This is a genomic window from Rhizobium sp. M1, from assembly GCF_002531805.1.
Classification (GTDB): Bacteria; Pseudomonadota; Alphaproteobacteria; order Rhizobiales; family Rhizobiaceae; genus Rhizobium; species Rhizobium etli_C.
Map to the genome: position 1 here is coordinate 1 of NZ_NWSW01000044.1, position 25,239 is coordinate 25,239.

The 25,239-nt window shown below is 62.0% G+C and carries 27 protein-coding genes; 10 read left to right on the forward strand and 17 right to left on the reverse strand.

What is annotated here, in order from left to right; translation table 11 throughout:
* The 5 genes from CO655_RS29310 to CO655_RS29330 all read right to left on the reverse strand — a co-directional run.
* Window positions 1–585 (reverse strand): ABC transporter substrate-binding protein (locus tag CO655_RS29310; protein WP_141514376.1); only part of this gene is annotated, 585 nt, incomplete at its 3' end.
* An 86-nt stretch (window positions 586–671) separates the two neighbouring features.
* Window positions 672–2,192, reverse strand: a complete 1,521-nt coding sequence (locus tag CO655_RS29315) for an aldehyde dehydrogenase family protein (protein WP_097667647.1) — start codon at window positions 2,190–2,192, stop codon at window positions 672–674.
* Entirely contained in the window at window positions 2,192–2,971 is a 780-nt protein-coding gene (locus CO655_RS29320) for an enoyl-CoA hydratase/isomerase family protein (protein ID WP_097667648.1), read from the reverse strand. The genes CO655_RS29315 and CO655_RS29320 overlap by 1 nt, the downstream gene beginning before the upstream one ends.
* Window positions 2,964–4,577, reverse strand: a complete 1,614-nt coding sequence (locus CO655_RS29325; protein WP_176539327.1) for an acyl CoA:acetate/3-ketoacid CoA transferase — start codon at window positions 4,575–4,577, stop codon at window positions 2,964–2,966. Before CO655_RS29325 ends, CO655_RS29320 begins: the two co-directional genes overlap by 8 nt.
* 5 nt (window positions 4,578–4,582) lie before the next feature.
* A complete protein-coding gene (locus CO655_RS29330) occupies window positions 4,583–5,656 on the reverse strand; it encodes a LacI family DNA-binding transcriptional regulator (protein WP_097667650.1) in 1,074 nt (357 codons plus the stop codon).
* An 83-nt stretch (window positions 5,657–5,739) separates the two neighbouring features.
* Here CO655_RS29330 and CO655_RS29335 point away from each other — a divergent pair, with 83 nt between their 5' ends.
* The 3 genes from CO655_RS29335 to CO655_RS29345 all read left to right on the forward strand — a co-directional run bounded on the left by CO655_RS29335 (window position 5,740) and on the right by CO655_RS29345 (window position 8,366).
* Window positions 5,740–5,997 (forward strand): hypothetical protein, encoded by a 258-nt coding sequence (locus tag CO655_RS29335; RefSeq protein ID WP_097667651.1) that lies wholly within the window; start codon window positions 5,740–5,742, stop codon window positions 5,995–5,997.
* Window positions 5,998–6,099: 102 nt separating this feature from the next.
* Window positions 6,100–7,650: a PAS-domain containing protein gene (locus CO655_RS29340; protein WP_097667661.1), complete on the forward strand. Its 1,551-nt coding sequence runs from the start codon at window positions 6,100–6,102 to the stop codon at window positions 7,648–7,650.
* Window positions 7,651–7,742: 92 nt separating this feature from the next.
* Window positions 7,743–8,366 carry a peroxidase gene (locus CO655_RS29345; RefSeq protein ID WP_097608982.1) on the forward strand — a complete coding sequence of 208 codons (624 nt, stop codon included), beginning with the start codon at window positions 7,743–7,745 and terminating at the stop codon, window positions 8,364–8,366.
* Between the two features lie 12 nt (window positions 8,367–8,378).
* Here the strand turns inward: CO655_RS29345 and CO655_RS29350 are convergent, their stop codons facing one another.
* Complete coding sequence (locus CO655_RS29350; protein WP_176539328.1) at window positions 8,379–9,353, reverse strand: alpha/beta hydrolase; 975 nt, start codon at window positions 9,351–9,353, stop codon at window positions 8,379–8,381.
* Window positions 9,354–9,722: 369 nt separating this feature from the next.
* Here CO655_RS29350 and CO655_RS29355 point away from each other — a divergent pair, with 369 nt between their 5' ends.
* Window positions 9,723–10,286 carry a nucleoside 2-deoxyribosyltransferase gene (locus CO655_RS29355; protein ID WP_097608980.1) on the forward strand — a complete coding sequence of 188 codons (564 nt, stop codon included), beginning with the start codon at window positions 9,723–9,725 and terminating at the stop codon, window positions 10,284–10,286.
* Window positions 10,287–10,299: 13 nt separating this feature from the next.
* Here the strand turns inward: CO655_RS29355 and CO655_RS29360 are convergent, their stop codons facing one another.
* Window positions 10,300–11,187, reverse strand: coding sequence for a LysR family transcriptional regulator (locus tag CO655_RS29360; RefSeq protein WP_097667653.1), 888 nt, complete (start codon window positions 11,185–11,187; stop codon window positions 10,300–10,302).
* 130 nt (window positions 11,188–11,317) lie between these two features.
* On the opposite strand from CO655_RS29360, the gene CO655_RS29365 reads away from it, so the two are divergent.
* Window positions 11,318–12,169 carry an oxidoreductase gene (locus CO655_RS29365; protein ID WP_097667654.1) on the forward strand — a complete coding sequence of 284 codons (852 nt, stop codon included), beginning with the start codon at window positions 11,318–11,320 and terminating at the stop codon, window positions 12,167–12,169.
* A gap of 216 nt (window positions 12,170–12,385) precedes the next feature.
* On the opposite strand, the gene CO655_RS29370 is transcribed toward CO655_RS29365, so the two are convergent.
* Window positions 12,386–13,324, reverse strand: a complete 939-nt coding sequence (locus tag CO655_RS29370) for an alpha/beta fold hydrolase (RefSeq protein WP_097608977.1) — start codon at window positions 13,322–13,324, stop codon at window positions 12,386–12,388.
* Between the two features lie 460 nt (window positions 13,325–13,784).
* Between CO655_RS29370 and CO655_RS29375 the strand changes: the two genes are divergently transcribed.
* Window positions 13,785–14,096 (forward strand): DUF1883 domain-containing protein, encoded by a 312-nt coding sequence (locus CO655_RS29375; protein ID WP_097608976.1) that lies wholly within the window; start codon window positions 13,785–13,787, stop codon window positions 14,094–14,096.
* Window positions 14,097–14,108: 12 nt separating this feature from the next.
* Here CO655_RS29375 and CO655_RS29380 read toward each other — a convergent pair whose 3' ends face one another.
* Both CO655_RS29380 and CO655_RS29385 read right to left on the reverse strand, forming a co-directional pair.
* Window positions 14,109–15,425, reverse strand: coding sequence for a replication-associated recombination protein A (locus CO655_RS29380; protein ID WP_097667655.1), 1,317 nt, complete (start codon window positions 15,423–15,425; stop codon window positions 14,109–14,111).
* A complete protein-coding gene (locus tag CO655_RS29385; protein WP_097608974.1) occupies window positions 15,422–16,825 on the reverse strand; it encodes a DegQ family serine endoprotease in 1,404 nt (467 codons plus the stop codon). The genes CO655_RS29380 and CO655_RS29385 overlap by 4 nt, the downstream gene beginning before the upstream one ends.
* 258 nt (window positions 16,826–17,083) lie before the next feature.
* On the opposite strand from CO655_RS29385, the gene CO655_RS29390 reads away from it, so the two are divergent.
* Window positions 17,084–17,464, forward strand: a complete 381-nt coding sequence (locus tag CO655_RS29390; protein WP_097667656.1) for a DUF1232 domain-containing protein — start codon at window positions 17,084–17,086, stop codon at window positions 17,462–17,464.
* Window positions 17,465–17,485: 21 nt separating this feature from the next.
* The gene (locus CO655_RS29395) at window positions 17,486–17,839 is read left to right on the forward strand and encodes a lysozyme inhibitor LprI family protein (RefSeq protein ID WP_097608972.1); all 354 of its coding nucleotides are present in this window, start codon (window positions 17,486–17,488) and stop codon (window positions 17,837–17,839) included.
* A gap of 39 nt (window positions 17,840–17,878) precedes the next feature.
* Here the strand turns inward: CO655_RS29395 and ilvD are convergent, their stop codons facing one another.
* A complete protein-coding gene (ilvD, locus tag CO655_RS29400) occupies window positions 17,879–19,717 on the reverse strand; it encodes a dihydroxy-acid dehydratase (RefSeq protein ID WP_097667657.1) in 1,839 nt (612 codons plus the stop codon).
* Window positions 19,718–20,050: 333 nt separating this feature from the next.
* On the opposite strand from ilvD, the gene msrP reads away from it, so the two are divergent.
* Together msrP and msrQ are read left to right on the forward strand one after the other, a co-directional pair.
* Window positions 20,051–20,998, forward strand: a complete 948-nt coding sequence (gene msrP, locus CO655_RS29405; RefSeq protein ID WP_097584710.1) for a protein-methionine-sulfoxide reductase catalytic subunit MsrP — start codon at window positions 20,051–20,053, stop codon at window positions 20,996–20,998.
* Complete coding sequence (gene msrQ / locus CO655_RS29410; protein WP_097667658.1) at window positions 20,998–21,669, forward strand: protein-methionine-sulfoxide reductase heme-binding subunit MsrQ; 672 nt, start codon at window positions 20,998–21,000, stop codon at window positions 21,667–21,669. The genes msrP and msrQ overlap by 1 nt, the downstream gene beginning before the upstream one ends.
* On the opposite strand, the gene CO655_RS29415 is transcribed toward msrQ, so the two are convergent.
* From CO655_RS29415 to rpsM, 6 genes are all read right to left on the reverse strand, one after another.
* Window positions 21,666–22,082 carry a DUF2809 domain-containing protein gene (locus CO655_RS29415; RefSeq protein ID WP_245423949.1) on the reverse strand — a complete coding sequence of 139 codons (417 nt, stop codon included), beginning with the start codon at window positions 22,080–22,082 and terminating at the stop codon, window positions 21,666–21,668. The two genes, msrQ and CO655_RS29415, sit on opposite strands and share 4 nt — an antisense overlap.
* A 17-nt stretch (window positions 22,083–22,099) precedes the next feature.
* The gene (locus tag CO655_RS29420; protein ID WP_097667659.1) at window positions 22,100–22,483 is read right to left on the reverse strand and encodes a VOC family protein; all 384 of its coding nucleotides are present in this window, start codon (window positions 22,481–22,483) and stop codon (window positions 22,100–22,102) included.
* 87 nt (window positions 22,484–22,570) lie between these two features.
* Window positions 22,571–22,993, reverse strand: coding sequence for a 50S ribosomal protein L17 (gene rplQ, locus CO655_RS29425; protein WP_010029289.1), 423 nt, complete (start codon window positions 22,991–22,993; stop codon window positions 22,571–22,573).
* Between the two features lie 123 nt (window positions 22,994–23,116).
* Complete coding sequence (locus CO655_RS29430) at window positions 23,117–24,127, reverse strand: DNA-directed RNA polymerase subunit alpha (RefSeq protein WP_003547579.1); 1,011 nt, start codon at window positions 24,125–24,127, stop codon at window positions 23,117–23,119.
* Window positions 24,128–24,224: 97 nt separating this feature from the next.
* The gene (gene rpsK / locus CO655_RS29435) at window positions 24,225–24,614 is read right to left on the reverse strand and encodes a 30S ribosomal protein S11 (RefSeq protein ID WP_003547577.1); all 390 of its coding nucleotides are present in this window, start codon (window positions 24,612–24,614) and stop codon (window positions 24,225–24,227) included.
* Between the two features lie 133 nt (window positions 24,615–24,747).
* Window positions 24,748–25,116: a 30S ribosomal protein S13 gene (rpsM, locus tag CO655_RS29440; RefSeq protein WP_003573772.1), complete on the reverse strand. Its 369-nt coding sequence runs from the start codon at window positions 25,114–25,116 to the stop codon at window positions 24,748–24,750.
* Window positions 25,117–25,239 lie beyond the last annotated feature (123 nt).

A 25,239-nucleotide genomic window follows, 5' to 3' on the forward strand; every position in this document is an offset into this window, starting at 1 on the left:
CGTCGCTTCCTGCCAGTTCTGGCCGCCGAGCGCGAGCGGAATGACGCCGGCCGCCTTCGCCTTGTCGAGCAGGGCGATCAGATCGTCGAAGGTCTTCGGCTGGGTGCCGCCGATCTTGTCCATCACCGCCTTGTTGATCCACAGCCAGTTGACCGAGTGGACGTTGACGGGGGCTGCGACCCATTTGCCGTCATAGACGGAGAACTTCTGCAGGGCCGCCGGCACCGACTTGTCCCAGCCTTCCTTCTTGGCCGTCTCGGTCAGGTCACCCATGACGCCGGCCTCAGCATAATCGAGCACGGTGTAACCGAGCATCTGCGAGGCCGTCGGATAAGTACCTGCCGCCACCATCGCCTTCAGCGCCGTCATCGCCGCATCACCGCCGCCGCCGGCAACCGGAACATCCTTCCAGGCAAAACCTTCCTTCGACAGATCCTCCTTCAGCACGTTCAAGGCCGCTGCCTCGCCGCCCGATGTCCACCAGTGCAGCATCTGCACTTCCTTGACGTCGGCGGCGCGGGCCGCGACATGGGCGCCCGCCAGAGCCAATGCGATCACGGCAGTCGTGGTCAAAAACTTGTTCATCGAAGAACCTCCCAGTTCCCTCTTGGAAGATGCAGGACCATTCCCGCATCAATTACCCGCCCTCCCCGGGCGTAGTTGCTTGCCAGCTAGACCAGCTTTTCCGTCTGCGGCATCCACCAACCGGTGCGTTTGCCGATATGCATGTTCAGCGTCTTGGTCTCGGTGTAATCCTCCACCGCATGGCGGCCGAGCTCGCGGCCAAGTCCGCTCTGCTTGTAGCCGCCGAAGGGAAGCTCCGAGGCGCCGTCCATGAAGGTGTTCATCCAGACCGTGCCCGCCCGCACCGACCGGCCGATCGTCAGGCAGGTGTCGAAATCACGGCTCCAGACACCGGCCGACAGGCCGTAGTCGATGGAATTGGCAATCCTGATCGCTTCGGCTGAAGTCTCGAATGTCAGGACCGACAGCACCGGACCAAACACTTCCTCGCGCGCCACCGCCATGTCGGGCGTGACGGCTTCGAGGATCGTCGGCGACATGAACTGCCCCATGCCGAGGTCGAGCGTCTCGCCGCCATGGGCGACGCGGGCGCCGCTGCTCCTGGCGCCGGCGACATAGCCTGAAATCTTCTCCAAATGCTGCGGCGTGATGATCGCGCCGACCTGCGTCGAGGGATCGAGGGGATCGCCGACCTTCACCCCCTTCGACAGCTCGGCGGCACGCCTGACGACGTCTGAGGCGATCGACTTGTGAAGGATCAGCCGCGAGCCGGCGTTGCAGCACTCGCCGGCATTGAAATAGGCGCCGAAGACCGCGGCATCGATGAAGGCATCGAGGTCGGCATCGGGGAAAACGATCTGCGGGTTCTTGCCGCCCAGCTCCAGCGAGACTTTCTTCAGCGTCTGCGCAGCATTCGACATCGTCAGTTTTCCGACACCGGTCGAGCCGGTGAAGGAGACCATGTCGACGTCGGGATGCGAGGTCATGACCGCGCCGACTTCAGGTCCCGTACCGGTGACAATATTGACGACGCCATCGGGAATGCCCGCCTGCTGCAGGATTTCGCCCAAGACGAGCGTCGATCCCGACGTCAGTTCCGAAGGTTTGACGACGGCCGTGCAGCCTGCGGCGAGCGCGAAGGGCAGCTTCTGGCCGACAATTAGGAACGGGAAGTTCCAGGGCGTGATGATCGAGACCACGCCGATCGCTTCGCGCAGGACGACGCCGAGCGTGCCGTCGCCGAGCGTGTTGTAGCTTTCACCGTGGAGGTCGCGTGCCAGAGCCGCCGCATAACGCCAGATATCGACCGAGCCGGCAATTTCTCCCCGCACCTGGGTGATGGGTTTGCCTGCCTCGATGGCATCGAGAAATGCCAGCTCTTCAGCACGCGCCGCGATCAGATCTGCAGCCTTGAGCAGGATGGCGGAGCGTTCGGACGCGGTCATGCGCGGCCACGGCCCGTCATCGAAGGCCTTGCGTGCTGCAGCAATCGCGCGCTCGGCATCCTTCCGACTGCCGGTCGAAAACCGGCTGACCACGACGCCATGGCTCGGCGCGATACGTTCGATCGGATCGGAGGCGCCGGCCTCCCATTTGCCGTCGATCAGCATCTTGAAATCGCGCGCCTTGTGGTCGCTGAGCGCCGTGGGGTTGACGAGAACCGTCATTACCATTCTCCCTTGAACGTTGCCGGGCGCTTCTCGCTGAATGATGCGACGCCCTCCTTCAGATCGCCGGTTTTCGCGGCGAGGATCGAGCCCAGGGCTTCGACCGCGGTTCCGTTGTCTTCGCCGTTCGCCGATGCGATCATCAGCTTGGCGATCTCGACCGCTGCTGGTCCCCTTGCGGCAATCCGCTGCGCATAGTCCCGGGCGGCAGTTAGCGAGTTTCCTGTCGGAGCGACCGCGTCGACGATACCGAGCAAGCGGGCTTCCTCGGCGGTGAATATTTCCCCGCCCAAGGCCATACGCCGGACAACCTGCGCGCCGAACCGGCGCACGAGACGTTGGGTGCCGGACCAGCCCGGCACCATTCCGAGGCCGGTTTCCGGCAGGCCGATCTTGATGTGCTCCTCGGCGAGGCGAATGTCGGCAACGCCGGCCAATTCGAGCCCGCCTCCGAGGGCGTGGCCGTTCAGCGCCGCGACCAGCGGCACCCGGAGCGTCGCCAGTCTTTCAAAGATACGGTGACCGTGCCTTACCCAGGCATGGCCGAACTCCTGCGGCAGCATTCCGCCCCAGGCTTTGATATCGCCTCCGGCGGAAAAGCCCTTTCCTTCCCCCGTCAGAACGGCAGCGCGCACATCCGGGTTCGCCTCCACCGCATCCGCCGCCTCGGCCAGCGCTTTCAGCATATCGAGATCGAGCGCGTTCAGCTTCTCCGGACGAGAAATCGTCAAGGTCGCGACATGTCCGTCGATATCGATCCTGACTGTTCCGCTAGCCATGGAAGGTGCCCTCCAGTGTCCGTGCCCGTTTGGCAGGAAGCGACAAGCCGATGCCTGCCTCGCGGAAGAGTGCCGCATCCATGACCTTCAGGTCGGGCGCGACGATCAGCGGAAATTCGGACTGATCGAGGATCTGAGACTGAAGGTCGACGCCGGGGGCGATCTCGGTGAGGACGATGCCTTCAGGCGTCAGCTTCATCACGCACCGCTCGGTGACATAGATGATATCCTGCCCCTGCTCGATCGCCCGCCTGCCGCTGAAAGTGACGTGTTCGACCTCGTTGACCAGCTTCTTCAGCTTGCCCTCCCTCTCGATGACGAGAGCCCCATCGGCGATCGACAGCTTCGCGCCAGCGTTGAACATGCCGGAGAAGACGATCTTCTTCGCCCGCGCGGTGATGTCGACGAAGCCGCCGGCGCCGGCCGTCACATGCGGCCGGAAGGAAAGCTTGGAGACGTTGACCGACCCGTCCTTGCCGATCTCGAGGAAGGAGAGCAGCGACGCATCGAAGCCAGCGCCCTGAAAGTAAGTGAACTGATAGGGGGATGGCATGTAGGCGTCGGCATTGGAGGCGCAGCCGAAGGCGAAGTCGAGCAGCGGCACCCCACCGACCGCGCCTTGCTCGATGACCCAGGTGACGGCGCCGTGGAGTCCTTCTTCCAGCAGAATGCGCGGCACGTTGGCCGAGATGCCGAAGCCGAGATTGACGCAGCTTCCCGCCTGCAGCTCCTGGGCGACGCGGCGCGCGATGACCTTCTGAACATTGAATTCCGGAACGCTGAAGCTATCGAGCGGGCGGAAGATCTCACCTGATATCGCCGGATCGTACAACGTCTGCGTCGTCTGCTTCTGATCGGGATCGACGACGATATAGTCGACCAGCATTCCCGGCACCCGGACGTCATGCGGCTTCAGCGAGCCTTCCTTGGTGATCCGCTTGACCTGGGCGATGACGATGCCGCCGTTGTTGCGGGCGGCAAGCGCCTGATCGAGGCCGCCGAGATAGGCGCCTTCATGTTCATATGTCAGGTTGCCGCGCTCATCGGCGGTAGTGGCGCGGATGATGGCGACCTGAGGGACGATCGAGGGGAAGAACAGCCAGTCGTCACCCTCGAAGCTGACGCGCTTGACCACCTGCTGCTCCGAAGCCAGCTCGTTCATCGCGCAGCCCTGCCGCCGGGGGTCGACGAACGTGTCGACGCCGATCTTAGTCAGCACGCCCGGCCGCTTGGCTGCGGCTTCGCGATGGATATCGAACAGGATGCCGGAGGGAATGTTGTAGGCCGGGATCTCGTTGTTGGTGATCATCTGCCAGATCAGCGGCGGCTCGGACGATGACGGCCCGGATGGATAGGAGCCGCCGATGATGCGCTTGAGCAGGCCTTTCCTGGCGATGTAATCGACGCCCTTGATGCCGCTCATGTCGCCGGCGGCGATCGGATGAAGGGTCGTGATGCCTTGGGGATGGCCGGTCGTCTCGAAACGCTCGCCGATCGCCTTCAGCATGAGGTCCGGGCAACCGAGACCGCTCGAAGACGATACCGTGACGACGGCGCCGTCCGGGATGAGCGCGGCCGCTTCGGCTGGGGTGAGATGCTTCTTCATGGGCATTACTCAGCGTCCTGTTTCGATTTTACGCTCTTGCCGGCCCTTGCCGGCGCGGCCTTGCCGGCGCCGCAGCTCTCGCGAACGACCAGCCGAACGGCTGTCGTCACCGTCTCGGCCTCGGCCTTGCCGGCATTGATCTGCTTGAGCAGCATCTGCGCGCCGCGGCGCCCGATGCCCTGCGGGTCGACCGAGACCGTCGTCAGCGCCGGAACCGCCGCCTGGGCCTCGATGACGTCGTCGAAACCGACGACGGCGAAGTCGGCGCCGGGCTCCAGACGGCGCGCGCGCAATCCATCGCAAACACCGAAGGCCACGGCATCGTTGAAGCAGACGGCTGCGGTCGGCCGACGACCGAGCGCGATCGCCTTTCCGATCGCTTCCACCCCGCCGGCCCGCGACGGCGCCGACGAGATGACGAGTTCTTCGTGATAATCGAGCCCGGCTGCCTCCACGCCATTTCGGTAGCCGGCAAGCCTATCGTCGAAGACGGCGGTGTCGGGAAAGCCGCCGAGAAAGGCGATGCGCTTGTGACCAAGCCCGGCCAGATGCTTGACCGCGGAGACCATGCCGGCCCGGTTGTCGGAGACGATGGACGAGACCTTGGCGCCGGGCAGGTTTCGAACGACGACCACGACAGGGATTCCGGCGGCGACGAGCGGCTTGAAGTCGGCGGCATCGGTGGCGCGGGCCGGCGAGACGATGAGGCCGGAAATGCCGTGCTCACGCATCGATGCGACAACCTCACGCTGCCTGTCGATGCTCTCGCCGGTGTTCGACAGGAACTGGACGAAGCCGGCCGACTGGACGACCATATCGACGCCGACCGCCAGCTCCGCAAAGAAGCTGTTCGTCAGGTCGTTCACAACAACTCCGATGATCCGCGATTTGGCACCGGCCTGGCGAAGATTGGCTGCGCCGCGATTATAGACGTAGCCGAGATCCCGCATCACGGCATTGACCTTGGCGCGCGTCGCCTCGTTGACCAGGGAGGAACCCTGCAGCACCAACGAAACCGTCGACTTGGAGACGCCTGCGGCCTTCGCGATGTCAATGACGGTTACCCGCACCTTTGTCATTTCCCTCTCCGACCATGACGTCGACTGATGGGATAAATATTTGGAACGTTCCAATTCTGTCAAGAAAAATTTAGAGATCCGTTATGAATTTATTTATTTCCATCAGGAATTCGGCTTTCTTCGCTATCGACATCTCAATTCGTAAATTGGAACGATCTAAATTCCAGTCACGATTGACCGGCGCCTGTGGACCTCCCCGGCTGGCAAGGTCGTGGAAAATTCGGGGCTCGTCCCCTTGGCCTGCTTATCAAGAGACCGGCGAGCCGATGCCGAGCGACGTCAATGAGGTGGGAGAGGACAGCCTTGATCTTCTTGCGGAACAACTGGCCAAACTCGGCTGAGTTTCCATCGAGGAGCTCCCATCGACGGACATTAGCGAAACTTTATTGTTTCTGACGAATGCTACGGATACGCGCAACGCGCCAGATCTGAAGCAGGGCCGGATGATGCCGCATTCGTTCGAATCCATTCTGGAAAACCTGCCGCAGGGCATCGTTCTGCTTGATTCTGCCAATACGGTCACGGCCTTCAATTCCCGCGCGCTGGAAATTCTCGGCCTTCCGGAGGACGCCCTCCTGAAGGGAATGGATATCGAAGGATTGCCGGGCACCTTGGACTGCCATGCAGCGGCATGTTCGCGTTCGCCGACCGGCAAGCCGCGCGCCTCGCAGTTTGCGTTGCCCGACGGACGGATGATCTCGCTGACTTGCGCGCCCTCGAGAGAGGGAAGCTGGATCCTGAGCTACGAAGACATCTCGACGCTCATTCGCGTCGAAGACAGCCTGGCCGAGCAACATCACCGGTTCGACGCAGCCCTCAGCAACATGCCGCATGGGCTGTGCATGTTCGATTCGACGAAGAAGCTGATATTGTGCAACGCGTCCTACGCGCGGATGTACAATCTGCCCGATCGACTGACACAACCGGGAACGTCGCTCGCAGATATCCTGGCCTATCGGGCCCACGAGGGAAACGGTCCGGCCGACACCGCCACCTATTTCGACGTCGTCTTCGAAGCGACGGCACTCGGTGCTCCGGCCAGCCAGAACATCGCGCTCACCGACGGCCGCATCGTCAAAATCACCCACAATCCGATGCAGAACGGTGGATATGTGGCGACCCATGAGGACGTCACCAAGACCGTGCGGCTCGCCGAAGAGCTGCGCCGCCACCACGATCAGCTCGAAGTTACGGTGCGGAACCGCACAGCTGAGGTCGAGCGGCAGGCGCGTGAGCTGGAGCGGATGCTCGCGCAGGAACGAAACATCAACGAATTGCAGCGGCAGTTCGTGGCGATGGCCTCGCATGAGTTCCGCACCCCGCTCGCAATCATCGACGCTGCCGCCCAGCGGCTGCTGCGAAAAGGAGGCGCGGTCGAGCCCGGTTTCCTCAGCGAGAAGGTCGATCAGATCCGCGCATCGGTACACCGGATCGTCGATCTCATGGAGAGTATCCTGTCAGCCGGACGCCTCGATACCGGCACGATCGACATCAGTTACGGCGCCTGCGCGCTCAGATCATTGATCCGAAGCTGCTGCGAGCGGCAGTCGTCGATCTCGAAGACGCACAGCTTCGTGCTTGACGTAGACGGGCTGCCTGAGTTCATCGATGCCGATCCCCGCAGCTTGACCCAGGTCTTCACCAATCTGCTCTCCAATGCCGTCAAATACGCGCCCGGAACGTCCGAAATTCGCATTGCGGCATGGGAGGAGACCGGCAACGTCAAGGTTTCGGTCAGCGACGACGGGGTGGGGATCGATGCCGAAGACGTGCCCCGGCTGTTCCAGCGCTATTTCCGCGCCCGCACTTCGACCGGGATTGCCGGAACCGGTATCGGCCTCAACCTGGTGAAGCAGATCGTCGAGCTGCATCAGGGCTCGATAGAGGTGCAAAGCGCAAGAGGCTGTGGATCGACGTTCACCGTTACCCTTCCGATCAAGAGACATGGCGACGTTCCGGCGAACAATGATTGCGCGATCATTCAGGCCTCCTAAGCAGGGCTGACGGCTCGCGCTCGAACTGACGGCGCAGGATTGCTGTCCGGCATATCTACCCTATCCTTCTCGCAATAGAGGAGGACCATGCCATGGCTTTCATTCACACCCCCCATGCATCCGCCAGCGAGAAGACGACGTCGATGTATGCGTCGGCCGAGGCGAATTATGGTTATCTGCCGAACATGTATCGTGCCTTCGGCCACAGGCCGGAGGTGATGGAGTGCTGGGCGGCGCTGCTTGCGAGCATTCGCAACCATATGAGCCTCAGGCGCTATGAACTGGTGACGCTGGCGGCGGCCAAGGAGCTGAAATCCTCTTATTGCATGCTGGCGCACGGTTCGGTGCTGCTGCGCGAGGGGTTTACCAGCGACGGGCTGACGGCTGTCGTCAACGAGACGGAGAAGGCGCCGATCGATGCCGGCGAACGGGCGATCATGGCCTTCGCCGCCAAGGTGGCGCGCGACGCGACGTCGGTGACGCAGCAGGATATAGACGGGCTGAAGAAACACGGGCTGAGCGATGCCGAGGTCTTCGACGTCACGGCCGCGGCGGCGGCCCGGTGCTTCTTCTCGAAAATGCTGGATGCACTCGGTGCCGCACCCGACCACGCCTATATGGAACGGCTGGAGCCGAATGTGCGAAAGGCGCTCAGCGTCGGCCGGGAGGTCGAGAGGCCTCTTGCGCCTTCTCCATCGCGCGGCACATCGCAATGAGGGCGTAGGCGCCTACTCCTGCGGTTTGTCGGCAAAGTGCCGGATCGCAAACTCGGCGATATTCTGGCTCGCCCGATCGGCATCGTCGAGCAGCGAAGGAAACAACTGCCACTGGTGCGGCATGCCCGGCCAGACCTCGGTGGTGACGTTCACACCCGCCTGACGCGCCTTGTCGGCGAGCCGCAGCGTATCATCAAGCAGGGCCTCGCCGGAACCGACCTGCAGCAACAGCGGCGGAAAGCCCGTCAGGTCGGCATAAAGCGGCGATGCCTGGGGATCGGTCGGAGACTTTCGGCCGAGATAGGCCTTGCGCAAAGTCTCGATCCAGTCTTTGCCGACCAGCGGATCGCTTTCGGCATTCGATGTCATCGATCCGCCCGTCGCGGCAAGATCGGTGATGGGGCTGAGCGCAATGACGGCCGCCGGCAGCGCCTTTCCGACCTGCATCTGCCGCAGCACGGTCTCGATCGCGATGTTGCCGCCGGCGCCGTCTCCCGCCAAGACGATGTTGTCGTTGCGATAGCCATTGTCGAGAAGCCAGCGATAGGCCGTCAGCGCGTCGTTGATCTGCGCGGGATAGGTATATTCGGGCGTCAGCCGATAATCGATGAGAAGAACATCGCTGGACGCGGCCTTGGCGAGCGAGCCGGCAAGCAGGCTGTGCGTGCGGATGGAGCCGCTGGAGAAGCCGCCGCCATGAATATAGAGGATCACCCTTTCACCGATCGGGTGATGAAGGCGGGCGGGCCACATCAGTTCCGCATCGATGCCGTCGGCATCGACCTGCCGAAGCTGGATGCGGGTCGGCCCCGGCGTCGTCTCCATCAACGACTTGAAGGCGGTGCGGCGCTGCTGCAGGCTATCGGCGCCGGCAAAGTGATCCTTCCAGAGGCCGACGAGTTTTTCGACCTGCTCGCGCGAGGCCTGGCTTTGCGGCCCGACGTCCTGCCCGAACGCTGCCGAAGCCGATAGCATCAGCGCGGCCAAAGCGGGAAACAGATATTTGAGCCGCTTTGGCGTTCTTCGATTTGGCACAATCCGACCCTTCATCAACCTCTCCCGATGATGCTGGTGATGGCGGTATCTTTGGCCGCTTCGTCCAGCGGAGTCAAAAGGGGGACAAACGCAACCTTCGGCTTTTTCACGCCGCCGATGACCAGCCTGAGTCCGCCCGCACCAGGCCGATACAGCGCGCGCGGTGAGAGCCGCGGTGGCCCACCCCGTGCGGGCGCATCGGGCTATCGTGTCAAAAAAATCGACAATCCCTGCCGGCACGGCTTGCCATGCGACAGGCTTCCGTCAGAAATGAGTTCCCCACCCCCGGCGCTTCGGCTCGCGCTGGCATGAAGGATACCGATGACCACGATTTATCTTGCCGGCCCGGAAGTCTTTCTTCCCGATGCCATGCCCGTCATGGCCGAAAAACGCCGATTGGCGCGCCAGTTCGGTTTCGAACCGACCGGTCCCGGCAGCGACGAAAACCAGACGCCGGTGAAGCGGACGGCCGCAGAGATCTACGCGCGCAACGACGACGCCATGCGCCGGGCCGATATCTGCCTTGCCAACATCACACCGTTTCGGGGCGTCAGCGCCGACCCGGGCACGGTCTACGAAATCGGTTTCATGATCGCGCTCGGAAAATCGGTGTTCGCCTATACCAACCACCCCGACGACTATGGCCTGCGCGTTCGTTCGATCTGGTATGCGGGGCTGGAGATCGATGTCGCGAGCGGACGCCCGCGCGGACCGGATGGCATCGCGATCGAAAATCACGGCATGGCCGATAACCTGATGATCGACGGGGGCATCGAGGCGACGGGAGGCAAGGTATTCCGTGCGGCAGAGCTGCCGGAGGACCCTGCCCGCGACCTGACGATTTATTTTGAGGCGCTTCAGACGATCGCCAGCATGCGCGGATAGGAATTGAGCGTCTTTACTCCGCCCTGATCGCGTCGATGACCGCCCTGAAACCCGCCGACATGTGGCGGCGGCTCGGATAGTAGAGATAGAGCGGTTCCTCCGGCTGGCACCAGTCGTCAAGCACCTGGATCAGCTCGCCGCCGGCAACGGCTTTTTCGACACGGGGCTCCCAGATATAGGCAAGACCGACGCCGCCGAGCGCTGCCTGCATCATCAGTTCGTGATCGTCGAGCGACAGCGGTCCGGTCGGCTGAAAGCTCACCGTCTGGCCGTCCTTCTCGAATTCCCAGGCATAACGCGCACCTGATGGAAACATGTTCTGGATGCAGAGATGGCCCTTGAGTTCGTGGGGCGTCGCCGGTTTCGGCCGGCTCTCGAAATAGGCGGGCGAACCGACCACGACCAAGCGGATCCGGGGCTTGATGCGTAGCGCGATCATGCCCTCGGTGACGCGCTCGCCGAAACGGATGCCTGCATCGAAACCCTCCTTGACGATATCGACCAGCCTGTCGGTCGCGTTGATCTCCAGCTGCAAATTCGGATTGCGCTGGAGCAACGGGGCAATGATGCGGCCGATGACGAAGGGACCGATCGAATTCGGCACGTTGATCCTCACCTTGCCGAAGGGCGTGTCGCGGTAACGGTTCAGCGCATCGAGCGCCGCCGCCATTTCCCCGAAGGCCGGATCGAGATGGGAGATCAGGAGTTCGCCGGCTTCGGTCAACGACACGCTGCGTGTCGTGCGGTTGAGCAGACGGATGCCGATCCGGTCCTCGAGATTGAGCACGGCATGGCTGACGGCAGAGGCAGTGACGCCCCGCTCCTCCCCCGCCTTGCGGAAGCTCTTGTGCCGCGCCACCGCCGCGAAGGCCGCAAGTTCGGAGAGTTCGGTCGCGCGCATTGCTGAATTTCAATCATCATAGTTTCGAGAATAACAAATCTTATACATCAGCAGATTTTCGGTCAAATTCATCCCGTCAGCACAGAGATGCTGGCGCCCATACAGTCGAACAATCCAAGAGGAATTCGTCATGAAAATCTGGTTCATCACCGGTGCATCCCGCGGCTTCGGCGCGCTGATGACCAAGGAAGCGCTGGCAGCCGGCGATGGCGTCATCGCCACCGCCCGCAATCCAAAGACAGTGACCGAGCAGTTCGGCGATCATCCGAACCTCATTGCCGTCGCCCTCGACGTTACCAATGAGGCGCAGGCGAAAGAGGCTGCGGCTGCCGGCATCGCCCGCTTCGGCCGCATCGATGTTCTCGCCAACAATGCCGGCTACGGGCTGCTCGGCGCTGTCGAGGAGGCCACGGCCGAAGAGATCGAAAGGCTTTATGCCACGAACGTCTTTGGTCTCCTGAAGGTGACACGCGCCGTACTGCCCTATATGCGCCGCCAGCGCTCCGGCCATGTCCTGAACTTCTCCTCGATCGGCGGTTATTTCGGCTATCCCGGCTGGGGTGTCTACGGCTCGACGAAATTCGCCGTCGAGGGGCTGTCGGAATCGATGGCCGCCGAACTCGAACCCTTCGGCATCAAAGTGACGATCATCGAGCCCGGCTTCTTCCGCACGGACTTTCTGTCCGACACGTCGCTGGCGGTGAGCCCGGCTTCGATCGCCGACTACGAAGGCACGCCGGCCGGCAACATGCGCAATTTCGCCGCCGCCGCCAACCATGCCCAGCCCGGCAACCCCGCCAGGCCCGCCGCCGGCATCATGACGATGGTCAATTCGCCTAACCCGCCGCTACGCATGCCGTTCGGCAGCGACACGGTGGCGATGATCGAAGCGCAGCATGCCAGCGTCGAAAAAGAACTTGCTGCCTGGCGCGAACTCGCCCTCTCCACGGATTTTGCAAGCGAAACGACGGCTGTGGCCTGAAGAGGCAAAACCGATGCCGCCGATGCATCCACATTTCCGGATGCGGCGGCGGCACATCTTGACGCAGGAAGGACGCCTTGCGGCAAATTGGCATTCGCTCTCGCCGCGTGCCGACGCCGATCTCGGAAACGATCCTGTGGTGACGCAGTTGGAGCGGGAAAACCGGCGCGACAGCTGATGGCAAGGAAAAGGCGGCCAGGGCCTGGCCGCCCTCCTTTACTTTCCGACTTGCTCGGCCCAGTTCGGCGCCTTGCCGCCGCCGTCGAGGAAGGTCATCGCCACGGTCGCCACGAGGGGCGAGGCGAAGGTCTCGTAGTGGGTGAGATCGGGCAGGATCGCCAGCCGGTTCTTCGACATGTTCTCCCGCGTCCAGCCCGCGTCGCGCAGACCGCCGCCGAGCTTGTGATAGAAGTCGATCATGTGCTCTGGGCGGATCATGTCGGCATCGCCGTAGATCAGCATGACAGGCATCGTGAGCTTGGCAACAGCATCGCTATAATCGATGGGTTTGCGCATCAGCGCCCCCATGGCGTCGAGCAGCTTGGGAAATTCGGAAACGTCGGGCGCCACCGCCTTGTAGGAGAGGAACATCGGCGTGTCCTTCATCATCTCGGCCATACCGGCGCCGACGGCCGCCTGCTGCGGCAGCATCTCCGGGAAGAAGCCGTTCTGAGCATAGGGCGCCGAGAGGATCACCAGCCGGCGGACGCGATCGGGCGCATTCGCTGCCATATTCAGCGCCACCCCGCCACCGAACGAATAGCCGAAGACGTCGACCTTGTCGTAGCCGAGCTGCTTTACCAGGATCGCGAGATCGGCGCCGATATCCGGAAGCTCGATCGGCCGATTGCCGAGCGGCGTGCGGCCATGGCCCTGGAGATCGACGGCGATCACCTGCCGGTGATCGGTGAAAACAGGCATGACAGGCGTGAACATCTCGATCTGCCCGAGGCCGCCGTGCAGCAGCAGCAGCGGTTCGCCCTCGCCGCGGATCTCATAATAATAATCGATGCCGTTGACCGGCACGCTTCCCTTCCTGATGATCGGTGCTGCTGCCTTGTCTTCGATAGAAGGCGCGCCGGCGCCTGCCATATCGGGCGCGGCCAGGAAGGCGGCCGCGGTTGCGATCATCGATATCAGCCTCATCTTCGACATGTTCCTTGCTCCATGTTTGCATCGATACCGCAAGGACGGCAGTGGCGATCATTTTCCGACACTCTGTTTCGAAATTTCTGCCAACCGCCTTTATGCCATTTCTATATTTTCGCCCCTCGCCCCGAATGGATTTCCTATCGCGGCCGGCAGTAGACTCTCGCCATCACTACAAAGGTCAATTGCCATGCGAAATATCTCCGCCTTCCACCCTCTCCGCCCACGCAGGATCAGGCGCGGCGGCCGGCAGATGCGTGAAAAGCGCACCGCCTGGGTGTTGATCGTCTTCAGCGTTCTGCTCGCCTGCGTCGAAGTTTACATCGTCTACGCCGCGCTCTGAGCCTTTCCACGCGCGGTTCCGCGCCGGCAAAACGCAGACTGGCCGAACGGCCGATTTCCAACTTTTCTTTAACCGGCTTGCTGGTAAAATCTCGGCGCAGAGACTTCAGACAGCACGAGACCGATGCCGAAACCGAATTTCCGCTTCACCCATTACGATCTTAAAGAACAACGCGCCGGAACGATCGTCGAGGTGTCGTTGAATGCGGTGAACAATGTGCGGCTGATGACGGCGCCGAACTTCCAGCGTTTTACCGAGGTTCTCGATTTCAAATATATCGGTGGCGTGGCGCGCAAATCGCCGGTCAAGCTCGCCGTTCCCGAAAGCGGTCACTGGCATGTCGTCGTCGACATGGAAGGTCATCACGGGCTGGCGGAATCCACCGTCAAGGTGATCGCCGCGCCAGCCAATCAGAAGACGCCGCGGCCCTCCTGACGTTCAGACGGCTCAGCGCGGATTGCGCTCCTTGCGAAGCTTCGCCCACCATTCCAGCCGCTTGCGGATGTCGCGTTCGAAACCGCGTTCCGGCGGATCGTAGAAGGTCTGGCGGCCCATTTTCTCCGGAAAATAATCCTGGCCGGAAAAGGCGTCCGGCTCGTCATGGTCGTAGCGATAACCCTCGCCATAGCCCTCGCCCTTCATCAGCTTGGTCGGCGCATTGAGGATGTGCTTGGGCGGCAGCAGCGAGCCGTTCTGCTTGGCGGCCTGGCTGGCGGCCTTGAAAGCCGTGTAGACGGCATTGGATTTCGGCGCGGTGGCGAGATAGACGCAGGCTTGGGCCAGAGCCAATTCCCCTTCCGGCGAGCCGAGATACTCATAGGCGTCCTTGGCGGCATTGCAGATCACCAGCGCCTGCGGATCGGCAAGACCGATATCCTCCACCGCCATGCGCACCAGCCGCCGGCCGAGATAGAGCGGATCCTCGCCGGCATCGAACATGCGGGCGAGATAATAGAGGGCGGCGTCGGGGTCCGAGCCGCGCACGGATTTATGCAGCGCCGAGATCAGATTGTAGTGGCCGTCCTGCGCCTTGTCATAGACCGGAGCGCGGCGCTGGACGATGCGCGTCAGGCCTTCGGTGTCGAAGGTCTCGCCTTCGCGCGCAGCGCGCCAGACCTCTTCGGCGAGCGTCAGCACCGCGCGGCCGTCGCCGTCGGCCATACGGATCAGGCTGGCGCGCGCTTCCTCCTTCAGCGGCAGCGGCTTCTGCTCGATCGCCTCGGCGCGCTTCAGCAATTCTTCCAGGCTTTCCTCGTCATGCGACTTGAAGGTCAGCACTCGAGCGCGCGACAAAAGAGCGGCATTGAGCTCGAAGGACGGGTTTTCGGTGGTGGCGCCGACGAGGATGACGGTGCCATCCTCCATGACGGGCAGGAAGCTGTCCTGCTGGGCGCGGTTGAAACGATGGATCTCGTCGACGAAGAGCAGCGTCTGACGGCCGTCCATGCGGCGTAGGCGGGCAGTCTCGAACACCTTCTTCAGGTCGGCGACGCCGGAAAAGATTGCCGAGATCTGCTCGAAGGCCAGCCCCGCCTCGCCGGACAGCAGCCGCGCCACCGTCGTCTTGCCGGTGCCGGGCGGACCCCAGAAGATCATCGAGCCGAGCGAACCACTCTCGATCATCCGCTTCAGCACGCCATCCTCACCGGTCAGATGTTCCTGACCGGTGACGTCGGAAAGCGTCTTCGGCCGCAACCGGTCGGCAAGCGGTCGCTTGGCGGCCACCTCTTCCGGAACGCGCGGCGCGAAGAGATCGTTGCTCATCGGAAGAATTGCCGGATGCGCTGACCGTCGCGCTCGATCTCCACCCGCCACAGGCCGGGGTCGCTCTCGGCGATCTCGGAAAGCTCGCTGGTGGTCTTCACATCGGTCCCGTTGATCGAGATGATGATATCCTTCGGCTCGAAACCGAGACGGGCGGCGGGCGAATCCTCCTTCACCTCGGATACCACGACGCCTGCAGATTCCGGCGGCATGCGCAGTTCGTCGGCGACACGCGGCGACAGGTTCTCAACGACGGCGCCGCTAAAGGGGGTGCGCCCGCCGATCGTGCGCTGATCTCGCGGCGAGGTTTCCGGGGCGCGATCGAGCGTCAGCGGCAGTTGCGCCTCGCGGCCGTTCTCGACGACAGTGAGATTGACCGACTTGCCGAGACCGGCCGTCGTCAGCCGGTAAAGCAGCGCATCCGGATGTTCGACAGAAATACCGTCGACCGCGGTGACGATTTCGCCGGCCTTCAGCCCGGCCTTGGCGGCCGGGCCGCCTTCCGAAACCTTGACGACGAGCGCGCCGCGAACCTTGTTCAGCCCCAGCGCCTCAGCGACTTCGGAAGTCACGGCATCGAAGCTGGCGCCGACATAGGGCCGCTCGAAGGATTTGACGCCGGCATCGGCCGAGGCGAGGAAGACCTTGACGAGATTGGCGGGGATGGCGAAGCCGATGCCGTTCGAGCCGCCACCGCGCGAGAAGATCGCGGTGTTGATGCCGATCAGCTCGCCTTTCATATTCATCAAGGCGCCGCCGGAATTGCCGGGATTGATCGAGGCATCGGTCTGGATGAAGAAGCCGAACTCGTTCCTGACCACCTGGTTGCGGGCAAGTGCGGAGACGATACCGCTCGTCACCGTCTGGCCGACGCCGAAGGGATTGCCGATCGCCAGCACGAGATCGCCGACCTCGACCGCATCGGAATTGCCGATCGGCAATGTCGGGAAACTTTCCTTGGTGTCGATCTTCAGCACGGCAAGATCGACACGATCGTCCCGCAGCACCACTTTGCAGGGGAATTCGCGCCCATCAGGCAGCGCAACCTTGATGTCGTCGGCGCCTTCGACGACGTGATTGTTGGTCACAACTGTGCCGTTTGCCTCGACGATGACGCCGGAACCGAGCGAGGACTGCTTCTCCGAGCGGTTCGGCATCTGCTGGCCGAAGAACTGCTCGAAGAAGGGATCGCCGGCAAAAGGCGACTGCCGCCGGACGGTCTTTTCCGCATAGACATTGACGACGGCGCCCGACGTCTGTTTGACGAGCGGCGCGAAAGAGAGCTGCATCTGCATCTGGCTCTCGGGCACGGTCTTTGCCGTCTGCGCATTGGCCGCAGCCGGCAGAGCGAGCATAAGAGCGAGTAGCGAGACGGAGGCGCGCTTGAACAGGCCTTGCATGGGTATCCCTTTTGAATCCTCTTGTGGATCGTTTTAGAGCATGATGCCGAAAAGTGTGAGCGGTTTTCGGACGACATCATGCTCTAACTATTTAATGCGAACAGCATTCAGATTTCAGGTCGAACCGGCCTAAAATCATCCTGTTCTGCGGCCCGACGCTAGAAAGGAAAGAGGGCGGAAGCATGGAAGAATAAGGCAGACATGTTCCCGCGAGACTTCACTGGAAGTCTTTGCGAATTCGATTCAGGAAGACCGGCCATGCAACTGATATCAAAAGCCAAAATCTGGGCGAAGTCACTGAAGCGTGACATCGTCGCCCTATGGCTTGCTGCGCGCGATGCCAGGGTGCCCTGGTATGCAAAAGCAGTGGCGGGCGCCGTCGCGGCCTATGCCCTGTCGCCGGTCGATCTCATCCCGGATTTCGTTCCCGTGCTCGGCTATCTCGACGATCTCGTCATCGTACCGCTCGGCATCCTGCTGGCGACGCGGCTTGTTCCGCCCGACTTGATGCGCGAGCTTCGCGAAGAAGCCGCAAGACGCATCGAACGCCCTTCCGGCCGGAGCGGCCTGATCTTCATCCTTGTCGTCTGGCTTGCCTGCATCATCTTCCTGGCTCTGGCAGTGCGCAAGCTGGTCTGATCGGCGGCAAGGAGACTTTGAATGATGACAACCAGAGCAATGACGGTAGCCCTTGGTTTTGCAGCTGCAATCTTCGCGTCGGACATGGCGCAGGCGGCAAGCTTCGACTGCGATGCGAAAGAATTGAAGCCGGACGAAAAGACGATCTGCGACAACCGCGCCCTCAACGATGCCGACGTGAAGATGGCGACGACCTTCGAGCTGCTGTCCGGCCTGCTGGCCATGGGCTCACGCGGGACATTGCAGGACGAGCAGACGGCCTGGCTGAAGAAGCGGCAGGAATGCGGGGCGGATGCCGCCTGCCTCAAGGCCGCCTATGAGGAGCGGCTGAAGCAGCTCGGCGAGACCTATAAAAACATCAACCGGCCGCTTTGAAAGCGACCGGTCGACAGAGCAGTTGATAGATTCGAGCAGTTAGCGGGCGTTCAGATCGCGCACAGCACCGCGATCGGCGCTCGTTGCGAAAGCGGCATAGGCCTTCAGCGCCGTGGTGACGTTGCGCTTGCGGACTTCTGTGGGATGCCAGCCCTTGCCATCCTGCTCGGCGCGGCGGGCGGCAAGCTCGGCTTCGCTGACGCGCAGGCTGATGGTGCGGTTCGGGATGTCGATGTCGATCATGTCGCCTTCGCGCACCAGGCCGATCGTGCCGCCATTGGCCGCTTCCGGCGAGACATGGCCGATCGAGAGGCCGGAGGTGCCGCCGGAGAAGCGGCCATCGGTGATCAGCGCACAGGCCTTGCCGAGGCCCTTCGACTTCAGATAGCTCGTCGGATAGAGCATTTCCTGCATGCCGGGGCCGCCCTTCGGGCCCTCATAGCGGATGACGACGACATCGCCGGCCTTTATTTCGTTTGCGAGGATCGCCTTCACCGATGCATCCTGGCTTTCGAAAACGCGGGCCGGACCGGAGAATTTCAGGATCGATTCATCGACACCGGCGGTCTTGACGATGCAGCCGTCGACCGCGAGGTTGCCCTTGAGCACGGCAAGGCCGCCGTCTTTCGAGAAAGGATGCTCGACCGAACGGATGACGCCGTTCTGGCGATCCGTGTCGAGATCGTCCCAGCGGGCTTCCTGGCTGAAGGCGACCTGGGTGGGGATGCCGCCGGGAGCGGCGCGATAGAAATTACGGACGGTGTCGCTGTTGGTGCGGGTGATGTCCCAGCGGTCGATGGCGTCGCCCAGCGTCTCGGCATGCACGGTCGGGCAATCGCGGTTCAGCAGCCCGCCCTTGTCGAGTTCTCCGAGGATCGACATGATGCCGCCGGCGCGGTGGACGTCTTCCATATGCACATCGCTCTTGGCGGGCGCGACCTTCGACAGGCACGGCACACGGCGCGACAGCGCGTCGATATCGGCCATGGTGAAATCGATCTCGCCTTCATGGGCGGCGGCCAGGATATGCAGGACGGTGTTGGTCGAACCGCCCATGGCGATGTCGAGCGCCATGGCATTCTCGAAGGCCTGCTTGGAGGCGATGGTGCGCGGCAGCGCCGTGACATCGTCCTGCTCGTAATAGCGGCGGGCGAGATCGACGACCAGGTGACCGGCCTCGACGAAGAGCCGCTTGCGGTCGGCATGGGTGGCAAGCGTCGAACCGTTGCCGGGCAGCGACAGGCCGAGCGCTTCCGTCAGGCAGTTCATCGAATTGGCGGTGAACATGCCGGAGCAGGAACCGCAGGTCGGACAGGCCGAGCGCTCGATGGTCTGGACGTCCTCGTCGCTGATCTTGTCGTCGGCCGCGGCGACCATGGCATCGACCAGGTCGAGCGCATGTTTCTTGCCGTGCAGCACGACCTTGCCCGCTTCCATCGGACCGCCGGAGACGAAGACCGTGGGGATGTTGAGGCGCAGCGAGGCCATCAGCATGCCGGGGGTGATCTTGTCGCAGTTGGAGATGCAGACCATGGCGTCGGCGCAATGGGCATTGACCATATATTCGACGCTGTCGGCGATCAGCTCGCGCGACGGCAGCGAATAGAGCATGCCGTCATGGCCCATGGCGATGCCGTCGTCGACGGCGATGGTGTTGAATTCCTTGGCGACGCCGCCGGCCGCCTCGATTTCGCGGGCGACGAGCTGGCCGAGATCCTTGAGGTGCACGTGGCCGGGCACGAACTGTGTGAAGGAATTCACCACCGCGATGATCGGCTTGCCGAAATCCGAATCCTTCATGCCCGTGGCGCGCCAAAGGCCGCGCGCGCCTGCCATGTTGCGGCCGTGGGTCGTGGTTCTGGAACGGTAAGCTGGCATCGGTGTTTTCCTCGACGTGTCGGAAATGATCAGGCGAAGCGAAGCGGCATGAAGCCTGCGGGCCGGGCGAACGCTGCCTTTTGCAATTGTCCTAATCCAATCGACAGGGGCTGTCACTACCGGCAAGGTCAAATCCGGTACGCTGCGGAGGGAGCACCTTGAGCGCCATCGAAGATATACGGTTCGGCGCGAGGTTTGGTTACAGCCTATTCCATCACAGCCGAACACAAAAAATTGGCTTCCCGTCGTCGAGATTCGAGGCATAGCTAATCCGAACATGCGGGCGGTTCGTTTAAGAACTATATTCAAGAAATCCGCCCTGGAGGTTTCGACATGCCAAGCTATCGCCCCCCGAAGATCGCCTCGTCGGAGATCACGCCGCGCCAGATCTATATGCGCCGCCGGGAATTCCTCGGCGCTGCAACGCTCGGCGCCATGGCGCTTTATGGCGCCGGCAAGGCGAGCGCGGCCGCCCTTTCGGCCGTCGAGAGCAAGTATAAGGTCGACGAGAAGCCGACGCCGCTCAAGGACGTCACCACCTACAACAATTTTTATGAGTTCGGCCTCGACAAGGGCGATCCCGCAGCGAATTCCGGCGATTTCAAGCCGCTGCCCTGGACGGTCAAGGTCGACGGCATGGTTAACAAACCAGGCACCTTCGACCTCGAGGCGCTGATGAAGGAATTCCCGATCGAGGAGCGCACCTATCGGATGCGCTGCGTCGAGGCCTGGTCGATGGTCATTCCTTGGGACGGCTTTCCGCTGGCATCGCTCCTCGACAAGGTGGAACCGCTCGGCAGCGCCAAATACGTCGCCTTCGAAACCGTCGTGCGGCCGGAGGAAATGCCGGGGCAGAAGGGTTTCTTCCAGTCACTCGACTGGCCTTATGTCGAGGGTCTGCGGCTCGACGAAGCGCGTCACCCGCTGACGCTCCTTGCCGTCGGGCTCTATGGCGAAACGCTGCCGAACCAGAACGGCGCGCCGATCCGCTTGGTCGTGCCATGGAAATACGGCTTCAAGGGCATCAAGTCGATCGTCAGGATCACCCTCACCGACCAGCAGCCGAAGAATACCTGGCAGGTGACCAATCCGCAGGAATACGGCTTCTACGCCAACGTCAATCCTGCCGTCGACCATCCACGCTGGAGCCAGGCGAGCGAGCGGCGCATCGGCGAAAGCGGCTTCTTCGGCGCGAGCCGCCGCCCCACCCTGCCCTTCAACGGCTATGCCGACGAGGTGGCGAGCCTTTATGCCGGCATGGACCTGAAGGCGAATTTCTGATGGCAGAATTGTCGCTCGCCATCCCGAAACGTTGGCAACCCGCCTCCGTCTGGCTGCTTTATGTCGCGGGCCTGCTGCCGGCCGCCTGGACCTTCTATCTCGGCGCGACCGATCAGCTCGGCGCCGACCCGGTCAAGACCTTCGAGCTCTTCCTCGGCATCTGGACGATCCGCTTCCTGATCGCGACCCTTGCCGTCTCGCCGGCCCGAGAGCTGTTCGGCTGGAACTATCTGCGCTACCGCCGCGCGCTCGGCCTGCTGACCTTCTACTACGCGCTGATGCACTTCACCGTCTACATGGTGCTCGACCAGGCGATGGATATCCAAGCCGTCATCAACGACGTGCTGAAGCGCCCTTTCATCATGTTCGGCATGGCGGCGCTGGCGATGCTCATTCCGCTGGCGGTGACATCCAATAACTTCTCGATCCGCCGCCTCGGCGCGAACTGGAACCGGCTGCACCGCCTCGTCTACATCATCGCCGCCAGCGGAGCGCTGCATTTTGCCCTCTCGACCAAGATCCTCGATCTCGAACAATATATTTACGTTGGGCTGATCATCGCGCTCATCCTCTACCGTTCCTGGCGGCCGATCGCCCGCAGCCGGAAGAAGGCACAAGGCGGGCCGCGCGGCCGGCCCGTGGGCTCATTAGCTTCGCGACAATCAGTTTAACGCCGCTCAGGCGAAGATGGCCTATGTGCGGGATCAAAAGCATAGGCCGCAGCTATCCCGATCGCGTAAGCCAAAATATTCCAAGGCGAGAAGACCCGCCCAAGCAGTAAGGCTCCGGCAGTCGTCAGTCGAAATGCATCGAGCCCGGGTGTGTGGTAGAGCCGGAAGAATTCAACGCAGATGGCAACCGCCAGCGCCAACGCTGCAATTCCTGCGGGCGGCATTCTTGCTGTGAGAGCTGTAACGGCAAGCGCCAGCAGGACATAAACCATGGATCCCCAAAGCAGCGATCCACCATATTTGACGAGGAAGAAGGGTAGACCGGCTGCATAGCCGAAGCGTCTGAGCGTCAAACCAAAAACAATGATGAGCAGCAGGGCTGCGAAGCGTCGGGCTTGCATGCGCCCGAGCATATGTCGAAAGACACCTTTCACGCTGCGACTGTCGGCTGATTGATCATCGCCTCGATATTGTAACCGTCGGGATCCAGTACGAAGCAGGCGTAATAATCGGGCGCGTATTCCGGGCGTGGGCCGGGAGCGCCGTTATCCCCGGCGCCGGCTTCGAGTGCGGCGTGATGGAAGGCATCGACCTCGGCCTTGCTGCGCGCCCTGAAAGCGACGTGAATCCGGGTCAGAGGCGGCGGGCTATCGGCCTGCTGGATCTCGAACAGGCAGCCATCGCCGATCTCGAAGGCCCAGAAGACGTTCTCCTTACCGAAGGTAAGCTTGTAACCCAGGGGTAAGAACGCTTTTTCGTAGAAGAGCTTGCTCTTCGACAAATCACCCACCGCGACGGTTATGTGGTCGATCATGGCGCTGCTCACTCATCAAAAACGCCGGCACAAACGAAAAAGCCGGGCGCAAGGCCCGGCTTTCCAGCTTTCCGAAATCGGAAAATCTTAGGCAGCGACGGCCTGCTCTTCGGCAGCGACGCGGGCCTTGTCGGCTGCGCCCTTGGCATAGGTGTCGCGATCAACGAATTCGACAACGGCCATAGCGGCATTGTCGCCCTGGCGGAAGCCGGCCTTCATGATGCGCAGGTAACCGCCGTTGCGGGTGGCGTAACGCGTTGCGATCGTGTCGAACAGCTTCGAAACGACGGCGGCGTCGCGGATCTGCGAAATCGCCTGACGGCGAGCGTGCAGGTCGCCGCGCTTGCCGAGCGTGACGAGCTTCTCGACGATCGGACGGATTTCCTTGGCCTTCGGCAGGGTCGTGACGATCTGCTCGTGGGTAATCAGCGAAGCCGCCATGTTGGCGAACATCGCCTTGCGGTGGCTTGCAGTTCTATTCAGCTTGCGGCCGGCTTTACCATGGCGCATTGCTATTCTCCTTTAATGCAGGTGCCCTTACACTAAGTGGGCCTGCCGTTTCCTGGCACATGCAGGCGATCGGCCTGCTGTTTGACGGGGAAAGGCAGTCGAAAGAGCCTGCCTTTTGTTTTCTCAATACTGGTCTTCGTAACGCTTGGCGAGATCTTCGATGTTCTCGGGCGGCCATGCCGGCACTTCCATGCCGAGGTGCAGGCCCATGGAAGCGAGAACTTCCTTGATTTCGTTCAGCGACTTGCGACCAAAATTCGGTGTGCGGAGCATTTCTGCTTCGGTCTTCTGAATGAGGTCGCCGATGTAGACGATGTTGTCGTTCTTCAGGCAGTTTGCCGAACGGACCGACAGTTCGAGTTCGTCCACCTTCTTCAGGAGAGCCGGGTTGAAAGCGAGTTCGGTGACTGCTTCCTCTTCGGTTTCCTTCTGCGGCTCGTCGAAGTTGACGAAGACGCCAAGCTGATCCTGGAGAATGCGCGCCGCGAAAGCGACGGCGTCTTCGCCGGTGATCGAGCCATCGGTTTCGATGGTCATGTTCAGCTTGTCGTAGTCGAGAACCTGTCCTTCGCGGGTATTTTCAACCTTGTAGGACACCTTCTTGACCGGCGAATAAAGGCTGTCGACCGGGATGAGACCGATCGGAGCATCTTCCGCACGATTGCGTTCGGCCGGAACGTAGCCCTTGCCGTTGTTGACGGTGAATTCCATGCGGATTTCGGCGCCCTCGTCGAGCGTGCAGATCACATGCTCGGGGTTGAGGATTTCGATATCGCCGACCGTCTGGATGTCGCCAGCCGTAACAACGCCCGGACCCTGCTTGCGCACGACCATGCGCTTTGCGTCGTCGCCATCCATCTTGATGGCGATTTCCTTGATGTTGAGCACGATGTCCGTGACGTCTTCGCGGACGCCCGGAATCGAGGAGAATTCATGCAGTACGCCGTCGATCTGCACCGCCGTGACGGCGGCACCGCGCAGCGAGGAGAGCAGAACGCGACGCAGCGCGTTGCCGAGGGTGAGGCCGAAGCCGCGCTCCAGCGGTTCGGCAACGAGCGTCGCCCTGGTGCGCGAGCTCGAAGAGAACTCCACCTTGTTCGGCTTGATCAGTTCCTGCCAGTTCTTCTGAATCATGAGTTTGCCTTCCGTTCGTTGCCACCATCCAATCGTGGCAACCGAGCTTGAAAACCACCGGGAGCGCGAAGGCGCTCACCGGTGACGATAGCGATGATCAGACGCGGCGCTTCTTGCGCGGACGGCAGCCATTGTGCGGGATCGGGGTCACGTCGCGGATGGACGTGATCATGAAACCCGCAGCCTGGAGCGCGCGCAGAGCCGATTCACGACCCGAACCCGGGCCGCAGACTTCGACTTCCAGCGACTTCATGCCGTGCTCCTGGGCCTTCTTGGCGCAGTCTTCGGCAGCGATCTGGGCGGCGAACGGGGTCGACTTGCGCGAGCCCTTGAAGCCCTTGGCGCCAGCCGACGACCAGGCGATCGCATTGCCCTGCGCATCGGTGATGGTGATCATCGTGTTGTTGAAGGTCGAGTTGACGTGAGCGACACCCGACGAGATATTCTTGCGCTCGCGACGGCGAACGCGGACGGCTTCCTTAGCCATGCTATTCCTTTCGTTGATCTCTTCACCGCCGTAATACCAGCGGCTACACCGGAACGGCGCCTATATGGTCCCGCTCCAAACTCAAAAGAGGCCGGCGCAGACCGCCAGCCCCCTCATCCCGGTTTCCCGGAAATTACTTCTTCTTACCAGCGATTGCCTTTGCCGGGCCCTTGCGGGTGCGGGCATTGGTGTGCGTGCGCTGACCGCGGACCGGAAGGCCGCGGCGATGACGCAGGCCGCGGTAGCAGCCGAGGTCCATCAGGCGCTTGATGTTCATCGCGGTATCGCGACGAAGATCACCCTCGACCTGATAGTCACGGTCGATGGCTTCGCGGATCTGAAGGACTTCGGCGTCCGTCAGCTGATGCACACGGCGTTCAGCCGGGATACCGACCTTCTCGACGATTTCCTGTGCGAATTTCGGACCGATCCCGTGAATGTAGGTCAGCGCGATGACAACGCGCTTTGCAGTCGGGATGTTGACGCCAGCGATACGTGCCACGCCTGTTCTCCTTGCATTCCAGTTGCCATCCGGCAAGTGGGCTTCGTTATGCGGTCTTTGGAACCGCTCGTTCAGATTTACGTCCGCAACATGTCAAAACGACCGCACCCGGACTTCCCTGGG